Source organism: Microbulbifer pacificus (assembly GCF_002959965.1).
Lineage (GTDB): Bacteria > Pseudomonadota > Gammaproteobacteria > Pseudomonadales > Cellvibrionaceae > Microbulbifer > Microbulbifer pacificus_A.
The window spans coordinates 492,653-508,656 of record NZ_PREV01000026.1 but is presented as its reverse complement, the minus strand read 5'-3'; the positions used below and the strand labels follow the sequence as shown (position 1 = coordinate 508,656).

The window sequence follows — 16,004 nt, the reverse complement described above, 5'->3', positions numbered from 1 at the left end:
ATACTAGGTTTTTGACAGGCAATCCTGCCTGACCGGTTTTAATAATCGGCCAAACACATATAATCCCCAAGCCGATCACGCACAGCATCGAACGAAAAGTGTCCAATATTTCCGGCTTCGCTGTGTATCGATGTTCCAGATGGCCGATTCGGACAACAAGGGGAAACCGATCCATGAAAATTGCACTGATGAATGAATTCAGTCAGGCATCCAAGAACGCTATCGTGCTGAAAGAACTGCAGGACGTGGCTGCCGCTTTGGGCCACACCGTGTACAACACCGGCATGAGCGATGACAACGATCATCGTCTCACCTACATCCACCTGGGGATCATGGGCAGCCTGCTGCTGAATTCCGGGGCCGTGGATTTCGTGGTGAGCGGCTGCGGTACCGGCCAGGGTGCATTGATGTCCCTGAATGCCTACCCGGGCGTGAACTGCGGCTACTGTATCGACCCGGCGGATGCCTATCTGTTTGCGCAGATCAACAACGGCAATGCGCTGTCCATTCCCTTCGCCAAGGGATTTGGTTGGGGCGCGGAGCTGAATATCCGCTATATGTTTGAAAAAGCCTTCACCGGTGTAAAAGGTCAGGGTTATCCACCGGAACGCAGAGAGTCCCAGGTGGCCAATGCCGGTATCCTGAATCACATCAAGGAAGCGACCTCCAAGTCTTACCTCGACGGCCTCAAGGCCATCGATCCTGAGCTGGTGAAAACCGCCGTGGGCGGCGAGCGTTTTCAGGCCTGTTTCTTCGAGAACAGCCAGGACCAGGCACTGACCGACTTCGTGCGCGCGGCACTGGATTCCTGATCCGCCCGCTGACCGCGCCAATCGCTCCGGGGACCCCGGAGCGATTCTTTTTTCCTCCTGCGCCTGTCTGACTCTGTCATTACCTGTTCCACGGCCTTCCCGACAAACTCCCCATCCTTAGGTATTCCATTCCCCCTGCGCTAGGATTGGCACAGTTTTACCGCCTGAAAATCGTCAAGGAGTCACCGTGCGCGCATTTTCCCTGCTGGATCTCTCGTTAATCACCGATGTTGGCGATGCGCGCCAGGCGTTGATGCAATCGCTGGACGTTGCGCGGCATGCGGAAAAGCTTGGCTACAAGCGATTCTGGATGGCGGAGCACCACAACATGACCGGTGTGGCCAGCGCCGCGACGGCGGTGGCCCTGGGGCATATCGCCGCCGGTACACAAAAGATCCGCATTGCCGCCGGTGGCGTGATGCTGCCCAACCATGCGCCACTGGTGGTGGCGGAACAGTTCGGTACCCTGGCGGCGCTGTACCCGGATCGTGTGGATCTCGGGCTCGGCCGCGCACCGGGCACCGACGGCGCCACCATGACCGCACTGCGCCGCGACCCACTGCACGCGGCGGATCACTTCGCCGAAGACGTGCAGGAACTGCTGCACTATTTCGCGCCGGAAAAGCCGGGGCAGCGGGTGCGCGCCGTACCCGGGGTCGGTTTGCAGGTACCGGTGTGGTTGCTGGGTTCCAGCCTGTATTCCGCGCAACTGGCCGCGGCGCTGGGATTGCCATTTGCTTTTGCCTCACACTTTGCGCCGGCCATGCTGGATCAGGCCCTGCACTTGTACCGCAGCAAGTACCAGCCCTCGCAATTTCTTGATGCGCCATATGCCGCGGCGGCGATCAACGTATTCGCGGCGGACTCCGATGAGGAGGGGCGCAAGCTGATGACCTCCATCGAGCAGCAGTTCGTCGCCCTGCGCCGCGGCACGCCAGGCCGCCTCAAGCCGCCGGTGGACGATCCCGCATCCATCGCCTCTGCCTCCGAGCGAATGCAGGTGGCGCAGGCACTGGCGGAATCCGCCGTGGGCAACCGGGATTCCGTCGCCAGCTGGATCGACCGCTTCCTCGCGCGCACCCGGGTCGATGAGCTTATTGTCACCGGCCCCATTTACGATCACGTCGCGCGCCTCAAATCCTTCGAGATCACCGCCGAGGTGTTGAGTGCACGCGTGGAAGCACGAGGTGAATGACATGCGGGGAGAACTGCAGATACGTGAAGCTGAGGCCACAGATTTTGCCGCGATCTGGTCCATATTCCAGCAGGTGGTGAGCGCCGGCGAGACCTACGCGTACGACCGGGAAACCGACCGCGCACAGGCGTACACACTGTGGATGGAGAATCCGCGCAAGACATTCGTGTGCGAAGTCGACGGCGACATCATCGGCACCTACTACCTGAAAACGAACCAGGCTGGCCCCGGCGCGCATGTGTGTAACTGTGGCTACATGGTGTCATCCGCGGCGCGCGGGCGCGGCGCGGCCTCCTCCATGTGTGAGCACTCGCAGCAGCTGGCCAGGGCGCTGGGCTACCAGGCCATGCAGTTCAACTTTGTGGCCTCCTCTAATGCCGGCGCAGTGCGGTTGTGGCAGCGACTCGGATTCGATATCGTCGGGCGACTGCCGCGTGCATTCAATCATCCATCTCTGGGTTATGTGGATGCGCTGGTGATGTACAAATGGCTTGCTGACTAGGATCGTAGCGACACTCATGCAACGCCCCGTGTTTGCAGCGAGGCAGTAAAGGAGAGACCGTAAAAGGGAGATTTACGGATGTCACATCCCCAAGCGCCGTGCACCGCGAATCCGCACTGTTGTGCTTGCAGCGAACCCATTTCCGCCTTGCGACAACGGCAGCAGGCGGCGTCCGAGTTCCCTCATTGCCAATCGTTTGATTGCTCCCGCTTTATCGAACAGCGCCGCCACCTGTCGGAAAACCTGTTCCGTGCTCAGCTGGAATCCGTCAGCGCACAGTATCGCGAACGGAAAGCCGCGCAACAGGAACGGGAAGAAAAAATCCGCGCGCGTGGAAGCCGAAGATCAGGAAAATCAGCAACTGTTCGATGCACTGCTGAAAACACGCCCGGAGTTCGCCACGCGGGATATCCACCGGGCGGTAATTCCCTTCGGGCGCACGCGTATCGCACCGGTGACTCAACAGCGGTTGGAAAACTATCGTGCACACCTGCAGAAAATCGTGACAGCAGCGGGGAATTTTGTCTCCGCCACCGAGATTGTCGAAGACCAGAACCTCCACTACGTGGCTGATTCCCATCGCAATCAAGACTGCTTTCACCGCACCCCCGAATTACAGACCATGAGCGACCGGCTGTGCGCCATGTGCCGCGGCGCCTGCTGCTCGTCTGGCGGTGACCACGCCTACCTGTCACCGCTGATCCTGCGCAGAATCCTGGATGGCAACCCGCAACTGAGCGGCGACGACGTCGTCGCCTGGTACACCTCCAGCGTCGACATGGAAACCATCGAAGGTTCCTGCATTAATCAGACCGCCAGTGGCTGCAGTCTCCCGCGCGAACTGCGCTCGGATACCTGCAATGCCTACTACTGGGACGCCATCCTGAATTACCACCGGGACAGCAATGAAGCTGGGGAAGTCCGAAAAGTATTCGCGATCCAGCGGGAGGCGACCTTTGCCGGTACCATTGACCCCGGTACACCCAATAGCGTGCTCGCTACAGCACTGGTGACGGAAAGTGGGGTGGAAAAATTTCGACAGGACAGTGATTGAGTCTTCCCGGTAAGTCGTAGATAAAGTAGGTCGGGTAGTAAGACAGAGCGGCTGATTAGTGAATCTCCCGCGTTTGCAATTGCGTGTAATGGAAGCCGAAAATATTTTCGTGACCGCGCTGGCGTTCTGTGGCTATATGTAGGCATCGGTGTATATGTAGCCACTTGTGTGTATATATGTAGCCATCTGCGTATATGTGGACACTTACGTGCATGTCTACGTGAGTGTCTATATATGACTGTGCTATTGGATAAACTTGTTATACAAGGGAAGCATGATTTACTTCAGTATTAAATCAGATAGAAAATTTCTAGAAGGCTACTATGAGTCTGCCAGAAAATATCTCTTAAATAAGAATAAAGAATTTTTTGGCGCTACCGTTGAGGAAATAAACGGTCATATTGGAGAGATGAATAGGCTTCGTGAAGAGCTTGCCAGAGGGTTGCCTAGAGTTAAGAGATTGGCCAGTATCTTCCAAATTCCGGTTGTAGCTATGGATCCGGTAAGCAGGGCTCAAGCCCATGCATTCACTACTATTCTTAACAATGATGCTGATGGCCTGATCGAAGATGGTCAAAAACTTGACTTATTAAATGAAACTATTGGTTCATGTAATGAAGTTGAAAGGTCTCAGCTATTAAAAATTATCAATCCTTTGTATTGGATTTTAGCTTCAATTACTAAAATTTTGCGTTTGCCATTTTGGATTTTTGAAACAGCAGGTTTTAAACTCGAGTCATTCGAGAAAAGTTTGGCCGGTAGTATTGTGAAATTAATCGAGATTGCTTTTATTTTTGGCTTGCTCATATATCTTGGCTTTAGTGAAATTGAGATAAAAGAGGTGGTTAAAGGATGGCTAGATGTATAACAAAGCGAGGCAGTTTGTATCGGCCCTATGGGCCTCCACCGGACAGCTTACTTTGTGCACTTTCTGCGCAGGTCGCTTCACTCCCATTTTCGCGCATAAAGCGCCCAAAGCTGCCGCTGCTCGCGGTGTTATAGCGTAATTGACATACAGCAAGATTCGGGTCGGCAGTAGTCGTATCGCCTCCTAATATGGCGCCTGTTCGGGCATGTGCCCTTTGCAGTCAGCAGAGCCAGGAGAAATGATCGATGACTATACTTGCCAACAAAGTTGCTATCGTTACCGGCGCCAGCACCGGTATCGGCTACGCAACCGCGAAGCTTTTTGCGAGAGAAGGTGCTGCGGTAGTGGTGGCTGCACGGCGACAGAAGGAGCTGGATGACCTTGTGGACTCGATCCGTGCGGAAGGCGGGCAAGCACTGGCGCTAGCGGGTGATGTTGGCGAGGAGAATTTCGCCAAGGCCTTGGTAGATAGGGCGGTAAATCACTTTGGCGGTTTGGATATTGCCTTCAACAACGCGGCTATCCTGGGTGCTATGGGGCCAGTCCCTGAGATGCTACAAACGGACTGGAATCATGTTATTTCGACCAATTTAACCGGTGCATTTTTGGGTGCAAAGTACCAGCTGCCCGCCATGACTGCTCGAAAAGGAGGTTCGTTGATTTTCACTTCTACCTTCGTTGGTTATACCGCTGGTATGCCGGGTATGGCTGCCTATGCAGCCAGTAAGGCTGGCCTTATTGGGCTGACCCAAGTACTGGCATCAGAGCATGGGCCTCAGAATATTCGGGTCAACTCCCTTTTGCCCGGTGGTACGGATACCCCAGCAGGGCGTGAGTTTGCCAATACACCAGAGGCATTGACCTTTGTGCATAATCTGCACGCTCTTAAGCGTATGGCAACACCAGATGAAATTGCTCAATCCGCATTGTACCTGGCTTCTGATGCCTCCAGTTTCACCACTGGTACTGCGATGTTGGTCGATGGTGGTGTCTCCATAAATCGTGTCTGAGAGGTCGAGCCATGTCAGACTATGATCGAATTGCAAGTGCCATGGCCTACTTGGTAGATCGGGCAACTGCTCAGCCCAGTCTGGAGGAGATCGCCGCTCATGTACATCTGAGCCCGTATCACTTTCAGAGGATGTTTTGCCGTTGGGCGGGGACTACTCCAAAGCGATTTTTACAAGTTCTGACTTTGGAACGGAGCAAAGAGTTGTTGGATAGCTCTCGTTCCTTGCTCGAAGTTTCACACGAGCTGGGATTGAGCGGAAGTTCAAGGTTGTATGATCATTTTGTGCAGTTGGAGGCAATGACACCCGGGGAGTATAAAAATAGAGGCAAGCAGGTGCATATCGAATACGGTGTGCACCCTACACCTTTTGGCCCTATGTTTGTTGCCGTAACTCAGCGCGGTGTTTGTCGCGTAGAATTCATGGACTTCTATAGCGTCGAAGAACTGCTCAATGATTTGCAAAATGCTTGGCCGTTCAGTTCTCTCAGGGAGAGCCAGGCATCTACGCGCTATGTTATGGATGCATTTTTTGGCAGTGATATAGCTTCCAAGCATGGTCCGCTGTCGCTCTATGTGGCAGGAACCAATTTCCAGGTCGCTGTGTGGCGAGCTCTGCTAAAAATACCACCGGGCGCTGTGGCCAGCTACGCGCAGGTAGCTAAAGCACTCGGTGCCCCAAAATCTGCAAGAGCGGTTGGTAACGCCATTGGAGCCAATCCGGTTGCCTTACTGATCCCCTGCCACCGGGTTATACAGCAGAGTGGTGCGCTTGGAGGTTACCGCTGGGGCCCCACCAAGAAGCTTATGGTACAAACCTGGGAAAGAATGCGTGAAGAGCCAGTTGCGTCCTAGCTTCTTTTTTCGAATTGCGATGCGTTTGCTTCTTCCTGGAAAATCTCCGCTGACCCTGCGCAGAACCAAGGATGCCAATCCGGATCTGAGTGGAGACGACCTCGTCGATAAGCATATTTCCAGCATCGCTGCGGAAGCCGTATTAATCAGATCGCATCCGCAGGGTATTTGCTATTCAGCGGGGAGGTGCGTTTGCTGGCACTTGCAATCCAGACGCACCTATTACTTCGACGATGGTTTTGATTCCGTTGCCTTTTTCACGCCTAGGGGGATTTGAATGGATCTTGAATTTCAGCCAGGGAAGAATATCGCCATGAAAGTCCCGGCACATGAGTATCAGAATACAGTTCGTTTTTATCGGGATGTGCTGCGGCTCGCGGAGTTAACCCCCGATGGTCCGGATGAGACCCCGAGATTTGATTTTGGCGGCAAGGTGCTGTGGCTCGATTGCATGCCGGGATTGAGCCAGTCTGAAATCTGGCTGGAAGTCGTCACCAGTGATATCGACAAGGCTTCGGGATATCTCAGGGAACAGGGTTGCTACCGCCGCGATGAGATTGAACCTTTACCCGAGGGATTCAGGGCGTTTTGGATATCCAGCCCATCCAATATCATCCACCTGGTTTCTGCGGGCGGCAATACCTGACCAAACCACAATCTTAGCCCCATGCACTACCCTTGCATTTGGGCGCGCCGCGATAGAAAGTCCAACTTCCGCAGTGGCATTTTCCGTTACAATGCGCTGGACATTACTCATACCCGGAGTCCCCATGAGTCAGCCTGACGCACAATCCTGGCTGGATGATCTTCCCGCTGCATTTCACGCTTACCTGAACGGCCGCAGGCTGGATGAGGTGGAGTGTATCGTTCCCGACCTCAACGGCATGTCCCGCGGCAAGGCGATGCCGCTCAGTAAGTTCTCTCCGGACAGCCCGGTGTTCCTGCCCATCTCCATTTTTTACCAGACCATTACCGGTCAGGATGTGGAGATGGATATCGAGAACCAGTGGGCCGAGAGCGATATGGCCCTGGTGCCGGATATGTCCACGGCGATGGCGGTGCCCTGGGCGAAGCAGCCGGCGCTGCAGATCATTCACGACCTGCAGGATCTCGAAGGCAATCCTATCGCCTGCGCACCGCGCAATGTGTTGAAGCGTGTGATGGCGATGTACGCGGAGCGTGGCTGGAAGCCGATTGTGGCGCCGGAGCTGGAATTCTACCTGACCAAGCCGAACATCGACCCCAATGAACCCATCCAGCCGCCGGTGGGACGCAGCGGGCGCTCGGGCACCTCACTGCAGTCCTATTCGATGACGGCCATCGATGAATACGGCCCGGTGATCGATACCATTTATGAATACGCGGAGTCCGCGGGCCTGCATATCGACTCGGTAATCCAGGAAGACGGCGCCGGGCAGGTGGAGTTCAACCTCACCCACGGCGATCCCTTGTGGCTTGCGGACCAGGTGTTCTATTTCAAACGCATCATCAAGGAGGCGGCGCTTAAGAATGGCATGTTCGCCACGTTTATGGCGAAGCCCATGCGCGACCAGCCGGGTAGCGCCATGCACGTGCACCAGAGTGTGGTGGATATCGACAGTGGCAGGAATATATTTTCTGACGACGACGGCAACGCCACTGATCTGTTCCGCTATTTTATTGGCGGAACCCAGAAACATATGCGGGAGGTGATGCCGTTCATCGCGCCAAACGTGAACTCTTACCGGCGTTTTGAATCCGAGGCAAACTCCAGTGCGCCGACGAATATCGGCTGGGGTTACGACAACCGTGCCACCGGCCTGCGGGTACCGAATTCCGGTGCTCAGGATCGCCGCCTGGAAAACCGGGTGATCGGTGTGGATGCCAACCCCTATCTGGCGATTGCCGCAAGCCTGATCTGTGGGTATCTCGGTATGGTGAACCGCATTGAACCCGACGCGCCGGCGGAATCAGAACTGGATGAAGAGCAGGCAGAGCGCTCCTATATTCCGGTCACGTTTGATGAGGCGTTGCGCATCTTTGACGATGCCGAGGAAATCCATCAGGCATTGGGTGAGGGATTCTGTCAGCTGTACGCGGCGGTAAAAAGCGAGGAAATGCGGCTGTTCCACCGGGAGATTTCCCCTTGGGAACGGCAGCACCTGCTGTTGAATGTCTGACATCCGCATGCCGCGGTAATAAAAAAGCCCCCGCCCTGCAACAGGTCGGGGGCTTTTTCATGGTCTTGAAAAACGGGGTCAGACCTTGAAGGCCTCCGCCAGCCTTTTCTCCACCAGTACTTTCTTCAGCCGCGCATATAGGGGAATGCCGTTTTTGTAGGGCGGGTAATCCTCGCCCTGAATCAGCGGTGCAAGATAATCGCGGCCGGCCTGGGTGATGCCGAAGCCGTCCTCGGAAATGAATTCCTTCGGCATGAACTTCTCGACATTGGCCACTTCCGACAGCGGGGCCTCACCAATGCTCCAACGATAGTCGGCTGCACTGCTACCGTGACGCTGGATGGTGGGCATGATGGCGTTCTTGCCTGATACCGCGGCCTCCACCGCGGCCTTGCCCACTGCGTAGGCCTGTTCCACGTCGGTGGCGGAGGCGATGTGACGAGCGGCGCGCTGCAGGTAGTCGGCCAGCGCCCAGTGATATTTCAGACCGAGCTCGTCCTTCACCATTTTGGCCAGGGTTGGAGCGACGCCGCCCAGTTGCTTGTGGCCAAAGGCGTCGACACCGCCGGCGTCGGCGAGGAAGGTGCCATCGGCATACTGGGCGCCTTCGGACGCGACGATCACACAGTAGCCGTTATCGGCGACGGTCTGTTGGACCTTCGCCAGGAATTTTTCTTTATCGAAGGCTACTTCAGGCAGCAGGATGATGTGCGGGGCATCGCCTTCCTGCTCCTGTGCCAGTGCGCCGGCGGCGGCGATCCAGCCCGCGTGACGGCCCATGACCTCGAGGATGAATACTTTAGTGGAGGTGGCGCACATGGAGGCTACGTCCAGGGCTGCTTCCTTGGTGGACACCGCGACATACTTCGCTACGGAGCCGAAGCCGGGGCAGTTGTCGGTAAACGGGAGGTCGTTGTCCACGGTTTTGGGAATGTGGATGGCCTGGATGGGGTAACCCATTTTCTCCGATAGCTGGGAGACCTTGAGACAGGTATCTGCGGAGTCGCCACCGCCGTTATAGAAGAAGTAGCCGATGTTGTGGGCCTTGAACACTTCGATCAGGCGCTCGTATTCCGCGCGGTTCTGCTCCAGGCTCTTCAGTTTATAGCGGCAGGAGCCGAAAGCACCGGAGGGGGTATGACGCAGGGCGGCAATGGTTTCCTGGCTCTCCTGGCTGACGTCGATCAGCTCCTCCTTGAGGGCGCCGACGATGCCATTCAGGCCGGCGTAGACAGTGCCGATCTTGTCGCTGTGTTGGCGGGCGGTTTCGATGACTCCGCAGGCAGAGGCGTTGATGACGGCGGTAACACCGCCGGATTGCGCGTAAAAGGCGTTCTTCTTCGACATGTCTATCCTATGGCTTCTCGTCTAAAGTCACCCGCGGCGTGGGGTGGTATCGGCGGGCGGCTCTTGACGGCTACCTCACGCGGCGCGAAGTCTAATGTATTCATATGGCAATTGCATGGAATTGCGGGTATTCGACACTTACTGCGGGAAAAGGCCGTGATAAGCTTGCGCGGCGTTGATTTTTCGAGCACTGCCGGCACTTCCTGCCCGTGGCTCTGGTAAACGCAAAACCCGTGCCCGGCCACAGAGATGGCCGAAAATTCCCCCATAAATAGGGAATGATTGCGTGAATTGGCAGTCCCGGGCAGCCGCGTGTTCGGCTTCGGTGAGTGAGACCGGCGCGCATACATATCGAACTGAGTGAACAAACTGGTATGCATATTCATATTCTAGGCATCTGCGGCACTTTTATGGGCAGCCTGGCGCAGCTCGCGGTGGCGGAGGGACACAAGGTCACCGGCTCCGATGCCAATGTGTATCCCCCCATGAGCACCCAGCTGGAGCGCGCAGGGATTGTTCTGACGGAAGGGTATGATCCCGCCCAACTGGAGCCGGCCCCCGACCTGGTCATCATCGGCAATGCGCTGTCGCGCGGAAATCCGGCGGTGGAAGCGGTACTGGAAAAGGGGCTTCCTTACACCTCCGGCGCCCAGTGGCTGTGTGATCACTTTCTCGGTGGGCGCTGGGTGCTGGCGGTCTCCGGTACCCATGGCAAGACCACCACCGCGAGTATGCTGGCCTGGGTACTGGACTACGCGGGTATGGACCCCGGGTTCCTGATCGGCGGCGTGCCGCGTAATTTTGACGTGTCAGCGCGCCTTGGTGGCACCCCCTTCTTTGTGGTGGAAGCGGACGAATACGACACGGCTTTCTTCGACAAACGCTCAAAATTCGTTCACTATCGCCCGCGCACACTGATCATCAACAATCTGGAATTTGACCACGCAGACATTTTTGATGATCTGGCGGCGATCCAGAAGCAGTTTCACCACCTGGTGCGCACGGTGCCGGGCAATGGTCTGGTGGTGGCCGCGCGGGAAGATGCGGTGACCCAGGTATTGGACAAGGGTTGCTGGAGCCAGGTGCAGCGATTCGATGTGGAGCAGGGCGACGGTGTGCGCCTGGGGGATTGGTGCGCAGTGAATATCGCGGCGGACGGCAGCCATTTTGAGGTGTTGCTGGAGGGCAGGCCGGTGGCGACAGTGAACTGGCAGCAGACCGGCCTGCACAGTGTGAAAAACGGCCTCGCGGTCATGGCTGCGGCCCGCCATGTGGGTGTGGAGCCCGCCACCGCAGCGGAGGCTCTGGGCGCGTTTGAGGGCGTGAAACGGCGGATGGAGTGCCTCGGGGATATCCAGGGCATTCGTATTTACGACGACTTTGCCCATCACCCCACCGCGATCGAGACCACCCTGAATGGGCTGCGTGCAAAAGTCGGGACGGAGCGCGTGATTGCACTGATCGAGCCGCGCTCCAATACCATGCGCATGGGGCATCACCGCGAGCAATTGGCGCGCGCCTGTGCCGGGGCAGACCTGGTGTTGTGGTACCAGCCGGAAGGGATGAACTGGTCTCTGGATGAGGTGGTTCACCACTCCACTGTGCCGGCGAAGGTTCTCCACAGCATTGACGCTGCGGTAGAATCTGTTCTCGAACTGACCAGCCCCGGCAGTCACGTCATCGTGATGAGCAACGGCGGCTTTGGCGGCGTACACCAGCGTTTGCTGAGTGCTCTCGCGCACAAGTACGGATCGCACAAACACAGCGGATAGCCCCGTATTCCGGGGCGCAACGGATACTTCTTTGGCCGAACCGATTTACCCCAAAACCGTCACCCTCGCGATGACCGGCGCATCCGGTGCCCAGTACGGACTGCGTTTGCTGCAGTGTCTGCTGGCGGCGCGGGTGCGCGTGTGGTTGTTGTTGTCTGATGCCGCGCGCATCGTGATCGACACCGAAACCGAGGTGACACTGCCGGAGGACGAAGAACGCACGGCGTCTTTTCTGCGCGAACTCTACGGTGCGGAAGAGGGCCAGTTGACCCTGTTCGGCAAGCGCGACTGGTTTTCGCCGGTGGCCTCCGGCACCGGTGCCGCCAGCAGCCTGGTGATCTGCCCGGCGAGCGGCGGAACCCTGTCGGCGATTGCCTGTGGAGCCTCCAACAACCTGATCGAGCGCGCGGCGGATGTGGCCCTGAAGGAGCGCCGCCAGCTGATTCTGGTACCCCGCGAGGCGCCTTACTCGGAAATTCATCTGGAAAACATGCTCAAGCTCACGCGCATGGGCGCGGTGATCCTTCCGGCGAGCCCGGGTTTTTACCAGAAGCCGCAGTCGGTGCAGGACCTGGTGGACTTTGTGGTGGCGCGGATTCTGAGCCAGTTGGATATTGAACAGACGCTGCTGCCTCCCTGGGGCAGTGTAGAAACCTGATTTTTACGGGGGGCGTGATGGAAAAGACCGTCACCATTCACTACTGCGTGCAGTGCAACTGGATGCTGCGTGCCACCTGGATGGCGCAGGAGCTGCTGTACACCTTTGCCGAGGATCTCGAGCAGGTGGCCCTGAAGCCGGGCAGCGGTGGTGTTTTCGAGATTCACGTCGGCGACCAGTTGATCTGGGAGCGCAAGCGCGATGGCGGTTTCCCCGGGCCGAAAGAACTGAAACAGAAAGTGCGGGATGTACTTTTCCCTGAGCGCGATCTCGGTCACGTGGACAAGTGACTTTTACATTTTCCGGATCCGTGGGCACCGGCGGTGCCTGTTTTCTATTAGAAAAAGCGAACTGAATTATGCTGTTGGGCTTGAAGACCTGGTACGAAAAGCTGGTGCTTGGACATCCGAAGACCGTGCTGGCACTGGTGGCGCTGCTTACCATTGCCGCTGCCGCGGGGTTGCCGCGGTTCAAACTGGATGCCTCCGCGGATTCCCTGACCCTGGAAACCGACGATTCTCTGGATTTTTTCCGCGAGATTTCCGAGCGCTACAACTCCGGCGATTTTCTCGTGGTCACCTACCGTTACAAAAACGGTGACCTCTTCAGTGACGAGTCCCTGGCCACCATGCGTCGCCTGCAGGATGAGCTCGCGATGGTGGATGGCGTCACCGGGGTGCAGTCGATCCTGAATGTACCGCTGCTGTACAGCCCGAAGCTGTCCATCACGGATGTGGCCGATGGCATCCGCACTCTGTCGTCGCCCGGTACCGATAAAGATCTGGTGCGCCGCGAGTTTCTGGAAAGTCCGATCTACAAAGAACTGATCCTGAGTCCCGATGGCGAGACCACCGCCATGATGCTCAATCTGGAGCTCGACAAAGAGGGGCTGGATCTGGTGCGCGAGCGCGATGCCCTGCGTCGCCTGCGCAACAGTGAAGGGCTGGATGCGGCACAGAGCGAGCGCCTGGAAATGGTTACCGCCGAATACCTGGCACATCGTACCGCGCAGGAAACCGCAGCGCGGGAGCGCGTGCAGGAAGTGCGGGACATCCTTGCGCACTATGAGGGCAATGCCGAGCTGTTCCTCGGTGGCCTCACCATGATCACCTCGGACATGATCGCGTTTATCCAGAGTGATCTGGTGGTCTTTGGCGCAGGCATTCTGGCGTTCATTGTCATTACCCTGCTGCTTATATTCCGTCAGTCGCGCTGGGTCTTTCTGCCACTCATTACCTGTGTGACCACGGCGGTTATGATGCTGGGGCTGCTGTCCTGGCTCGACTGGCGCATGACCGTGATCTCCGCCAACTTTGTGGCGCTGTTGCTGATCATCACTCTCGCCATCACCATTCATCTGGCGGTGCGCTACCGCGAGTATTTTGCCGAGCACCCGGAGTGGGATCGCTGGCAGCTGGCCTCCGCCACCGTGTCGTTCATGGCCAAGCCGTGTCTGTATACCGGTCTCACCACCATGGTGGCCTTCATCTCCCTGGTGGTCAGTGGCATCCGCCCGGTGATCGATTTTGGCTGGATGATGACTATCGGTGTGACCCTGGCGCTGGTGCTGTCCTTCCTGATCCTGCCCGCCAGCCTGATGCTTCTGAGAAAGCGCGACGGCGGGCAGGGCGCGGACAACTCTCACGCGTTTACCCAGGTCTTCTCGCGCTTTACCGAAAACCACAAGGGCATTGTGCTGGGTGTGGCGGCGGTGGCGGCGGTGATCAGTGTGGTGGGTATCACCCGCCTGAAAGTGGAAAACCGTTTTATCGATTACTTTGACGATTCTACGGAGATCTACCAGGGCATGCTGGTTATCGATCAACGTCTCGGTGGCACCATCAGTCTCGACGTGGTGCTGAACAAGCCTCAGCAGGCCGCGCCGGAGTTCGAGGGTGAGGAGGATCCCTTCGCCGCCGATTTCGGTGGCGAAGACGTCGCAGATACCTCTTCTGAGGAATTCACGGAAGCAGAAAACGGCGATGATGCAGGCGCCGCTGACGACTTCACCGAGGAAGACCCGTTTGCCAGTGATGATCCGTTTGCTTCCGGCGCGTCCGGCACGGAAGCACCGGAAGCCTACTGGTTTACCGTGGCTGGCCTGAACCAGATCGAAAAGCTGCACGATTTTCTCGAGGCGCAGCCGGAAATCGGCAAAGTGCAGTCCCTCGCCACCCTGTACAAGGTGGCCAAGGATCTGAACGACGGCGGCCTGAACGATTTCGAACTGGCGGTGGCACGCCAGAGCCTGCCGGAAGAAATCAATCAGGTGCTGGTGAATCCCTACTGGTCTCCCCAAGACCAGCAGGCGCGTATCACCATGCGTGTGATGGAAACCGATCCGAACCTGCGCCGCGACGAACTGATCCAGCGCATCTACGGCTTTGTAGAGAGTGACATGGGCATCGCGGCGGAAAATGTGCGTCAGACCGGAATGCTGGTGCTCTACAACAACATGCTGCAGAGTCTGTTCAAGTCGCAGATTCTGACGCTCGGTGCGGTGTTTGCCGGCATCCTGCTGATGTTCCTGGTGCTATTCCGTTCGCTGTCGCTGGCCATTATTGCGCTGATACCGAATATGCTGGCGGCCTGTGTGGTATTGGGGGGAATGGGGCTGGCAAATATCCCGCTGGATATGATGACCATCACCATCGCGGCGATTACCGTGGGTATCGGTGTGGACCACGCGATTCACTACCTGTACCGCTTCCGCGAGGAATTTGCCAAAGATGGCGATTATGTTGCGACCATGCACCGCAGCCACGCCACCATCGGCCGTGCCATGTTCTACACCGCGATTACCATTATCGCCGGATTCTCGATCCTGGCTTTGTCCAAGTTCGTGCCGTCGATCTATTTCGGCCTGCTGACCGCGCTCGCCATGTCAGCGGCGCTACTGGGTTCCCTGACCCTGTTGCCGCTACTGCTGGTGCTGATCAAACCGCTGGGGAAGGAAAAAAAGGCGGAAGAGTTGGGAAAGCCATTGGCGACTGAGACTTGTCCGGATCTATCGCCATGATTTCGCTCTGATGGTCTTCTTCTCTAGCAACGTTTGCTGACGGAGTGCCGTGCTGTGAATTGAAGGGAAGGTGCTGGGGATGGGTTTTCGAAAGCGTCGGCGACAGGGATGTCGCCGACGCAGCGTACAGGGATGTATTCACAGCGGTTTCGAAAACCCATACCCAGTGCCTTGTCGCCACCGGACCCGCTTAGAACCACCTCTGAATTTCACTCCTCTCGAACAAAATAATCCCGTAGGTAACGAAACAGCTTGCGCTGGTTGGTCGGTGGCTTGTTGTTGGCTTTTTCCTTGCCGGATTCACGCAGCAGGTTGCGCACCTGTTGCAGATCCACGCCCGGATACTCGTTGAAAAATTCTTTCAACGCCTCATTGCCCTGTTCCAGTAAACGGTCCCGCCACTCCTCCGCCAAACGGTCAAAACGCAGACGCTGCAGATCCTTTTCCTTGTGGCTGTCCAGAACGGCTTTGATCGCGTCCACGTCGGCATCGCGCATCAGCTTGCCGATAAACTGCATCTGGCGGCGTCGCGCCTCGCGGGATTTAATGCGGTGGAAGGTGGCGATGGCATCCTCAAGTTCCGAGTCCATCGGTACTTCCGCCAGTTTGGACGCGTTGAGTTCCGTCAGCTGCTTGCCGAGTTCCTGCAGCTCGAGCATCTCATTCTTGAGCTGTGTCTTGCTCTTTGGCTGGTCGCCATCAAAGTCTTCTTGATCCTGGAAATTGTCGGAATTGTGCATGAAATGTCTCTGCA

The 16,004-nt window shown here is 57.0% G+C and carries 16 protein-coding genes; 14 read left to right on the top strand and 2 right to left on the bottom strand.

Going from position 1 to position 16,004, the window contains the following annotated elements; genetic code table 11:
* Positions 1–173: 173 nt before the first annotated feature.
* The 10 genes from C3938_RS02705 (at position 174) to C3938_RS02665 (ending at position 8,454) form a co-directional block, all read left to right on the top strand.
* Positions 174–812, top strand: a complete 639-nt coding sequence (locus C3938_RS02705; RefSeq protein ID WP_105101713.1) for an RpiB/LacA/LacB family sugar-phosphate isomerase — start codon at positions 174–176, stop codon at positions 810–812.
* Positions 813–999: 187 nt separating this feature from the next.
* Complete coding sequence (locus tag C3938_RS02700; RefSeq protein ID WP_105101712.1) at positions 1,000–2,007, top strand: LLM class flavin-dependent oxidoreductase; 1,008 nt, start codon at positions 1,000–1,002, stop codon at positions 2,005–2,007.
* 1 nt (position 2,008) lies between these two features.
* Positions 2,009–2,509, top strand: coding sequence for a GNAT family N-acetyltransferase (locus C3938_RS02695; protein WP_199775475.1), 501 nt, complete (start codon positions 2,009–2,011; stop codon positions 2,507–2,509).
* Positions 2,510–2,840: 331 nt separating this feature from the next.
* A complete protein-coding gene (locus C3938_RS02690) occupies positions 2,841–3,563 on the top strand; it encodes a hypothetical protein (protein WP_158681531.1) in 723 nt (240 codons plus the stop codon).
* Positions 3,564–3,837: 274 nt separating this feature from the next.
* A complete protein-coding gene (locus tag C3938_RS02685; protein ID WP_105101710.1) occupies positions 3,838–4,431 on the top strand; it encodes a hypothetical protein in 594 nt (197 codons plus the stop codon).
* Positions 4,432–4,676: 245 nt separating this feature from the next.
* Positions 4,677–5,441, top strand: coding sequence for an SDR family oxidoreductase (locus C3938_RS02680; RefSeq protein ID WP_105101709.1), 765 nt, complete (start codon positions 4,677–4,679; stop codon positions 5,439–5,441).
* Positions 5,442–5,452: 11 nt separating this feature from the next.
* The gene (locus C3938_RS02675; protein WP_105101708.1) at positions 5,453–6,295 is read left to right on the top strand and encodes a bifunctional transcriptional activator/DNA repair enzyme AdaA; all 843 of its coding nucleotides are present in this window, start codon (positions 5,453–5,455) and stop codon (positions 6,293–6,295) included.
* Positions 6,273–6,572 (top strand): hypothetical protein, encoded by a 300-nt coding sequence (locus tag C3938_RS17740; protein WP_158681529.1) that lies wholly within the window; start codon positions 6,273–6,275, stop codon positions 6,570–6,572. Before C3938_RS02675 ends, C3938_RS17740 begins: the two co-directional genes overlap by 23 nt.
* Positions 6,573–6,941: a hypothetical protein gene (locus tag C3938_RS02670; protein ID WP_105101707.1), complete on the top strand. Its 369-nt coding sequence runs from the start codon at positions 6,573–6,575 to the stop codon at positions 6,939–6,941. It begins immediately after the preceding gene.
* A 124-nt stretch (positions 6,942–7,065) separates the two neighbouring features.
* Entirely contained in the window at positions 7,066–8,454 is a 1,389-nt protein-coding gene (locus tag C3938_RS02665; protein WP_105101706.1) for a glutamine synthetase family protein, read from the top strand.
* Between the two features lie 78 nt (positions 8,455–8,532).
* Here C3938_RS02665 and C3938_RS02660 read toward each other — a convergent pair whose 3' ends face one another.
* A complete protein-coding gene (locus C3938_RS02660) occupies positions 8,533–9,801 on the bottom strand; it encodes a 6-phosphofructokinase (RefSeq protein WP_105101705.1) in 1,269 nt (422 codons plus the stop codon).
* Positions 9,802–10,175: 374 nt separating this feature from the next.
* Here C3938_RS02660 and mpl point away from each other — a divergent pair, with 374 nt between their 5' ends.
* From mpl to C3938_RS02640, 4 genes are all read left to right on the top strand, one after another.
* Positions 10,176–11,573, top strand: coding sequence for a UDP-N-acetylmuramate:L-alanyl-gamma-D-glutamyl-meso-diaminopimelate ligase (gene mpl, locus C3938_RS02655; RefSeq protein WP_105101704.1), 1,398 nt, complete (start codon positions 10,176–10,178; stop codon positions 11,571–11,573).
* 70 nt (positions 11,574–11,643) lie between these two features.
* The gene (locus tag C3938_RS02650) at positions 11,644–12,231 is read left to right on the top strand and encodes a flavin prenyltransferase UbiX (protein ID WP_233998792.1); all 588 of its coding nucleotides are present in this window, start codon (positions 11,644–11,646) and stop codon (positions 12,229–12,231) included.
* Between the two features lie 17 nt (positions 12,232–12,248).
* Positions 12,249–12,521, top strand: coding sequence for a SelT/SelW/SelH family protein (locus tag C3938_RS02645; RefSeq protein ID WP_199775474.1), 273 nt, complete (start codon positions 12,249–12,251; stop codon positions 12,519–12,521).
* A 68-nt stretch (positions 12,522–12,589) separates the two neighbouring features.
* Positions 12,590–15,250 carry an efflux RND transporter permease subunit gene (locus C3938_RS02640; protein WP_105101701.1) on the top strand — a complete coding sequence of 887 codons (2,661 nt, stop codon included), beginning with the start codon at positions 12,590–12,592 and terminating at the stop codon, positions 15,248–15,250.
* Between the two features lie 209 nt (positions 15,251–15,459).
* Here the strand turns inward: C3938_RS02640 and yjgA are convergent, their stop codons facing one another.
* On the bottom strand, positions 15,460–15,990 hold the full coding sequence (gene yjgA / locus C3938_RS02635) for a ribosome biogenesis factor YjgA (protein WP_105101700.1): 531 nt from the start codon (positions 15,988–15,990) through the stop codon (positions 15,460–15,462).
* Positions 15,991–16,004: the final 14 nt, after the last annotated feature.

What these genes read in the sequence shown, in the direction of transcription:
- C3938_RS02705 (WP_105101713.1), top strand. Translation starts at nt 174, where the DNA reads ATGAAAATTGCACTGATGAATGAATTCAGTCAGGCATCCAAGAACGCT.
- C3938_RS02695 (WP_199775475.1), top strand. Translation starts at nt 2,009, where the DNA reads ATGCGGGGAGAACTGCAGATACGTGAAGCTGAGGCCACAGATTTTGCC.
- C3938_RS02685 (WP_105101710.1), top strand. Translation starts at nt 3,838, where the DNA reads ATGATTTACTTCAGTATTAAATCAGATAGAAAATTTCTAGAAGGCTAC.
- C3938_RS02680 (WP_105101709.1), top strand. Translation starts at nt 4,677, where the DNA reads ATGACTATACTTGCCAACAAAGTTGCTATCGTTACCGGCGCCAGCACC.
- C3938_RS02675 (WP_105101708.1), top strand. Translation starts at nt 5,453, where the DNA reads ATGTCAGACTATGATCGAATTGCAAGTGCCATGGCCTACTTGGTAGAT.
- C3938_RS02670 (WP_105101707.1), top strand. Translation starts at nt 6,573, where the DNA reads ATGGATCTTGAATTTCAGCCAGGGAAGAATATCGCCATGAAAGTCCCG.
- C3938_RS02665 (WP_105101706.1), top strand. Translation starts at nt 7,066, where the DNA reads ATGAGTCAGCCTGACGCACAATCCTGGCTGGATGATCTTCCCGCTGCA.
- C3938_RS02660 (WP_105101705.1), bottom strand. Translation starts at nt 9,801, where the DNA reads ATGTCGAAGAAGAACGCCTTTTACGCGCAATCCGGCGGTGTTACCGCC.
- mpl (WP_105101704.1), top strand. Translation starts at nt 10,176, where the DNA reads ATGCATATTCATATTCTAGGCATCTGCGGCACTTTTATGGGCAGCCTG.
- C3938_RS02650 (WP_233998792.1), top strand. Translation starts at nt 11,644, where the DNA reads ATGACCGGCGCATCCGGTGCCCAGTACGGACTGCGTTTGCTGCAGTGT.
- C3938_RS02645 (WP_199775474.1), top strand. Translation starts at nt 12,249, where the DNA reads ATGGAAAAGACCGTCACCATTCACTACTGCGTGCAGTGCAACTGGATG.
- C3938_RS02640 (WP_105101701.1), top strand. Translation starts at nt 12,590, where the DNA reads ATGCTGTTGGGCTTGAAGACCTGGTACGAAAAGCTGGTGCTTGGACAT.
- yjgA (WP_105101700.1), bottom strand. Translation starts at nt 15,990, where the DNA reads ATGCACAATTCCGACAATTTCCAGGATCAAGAAGACTTTGATGGCGAC.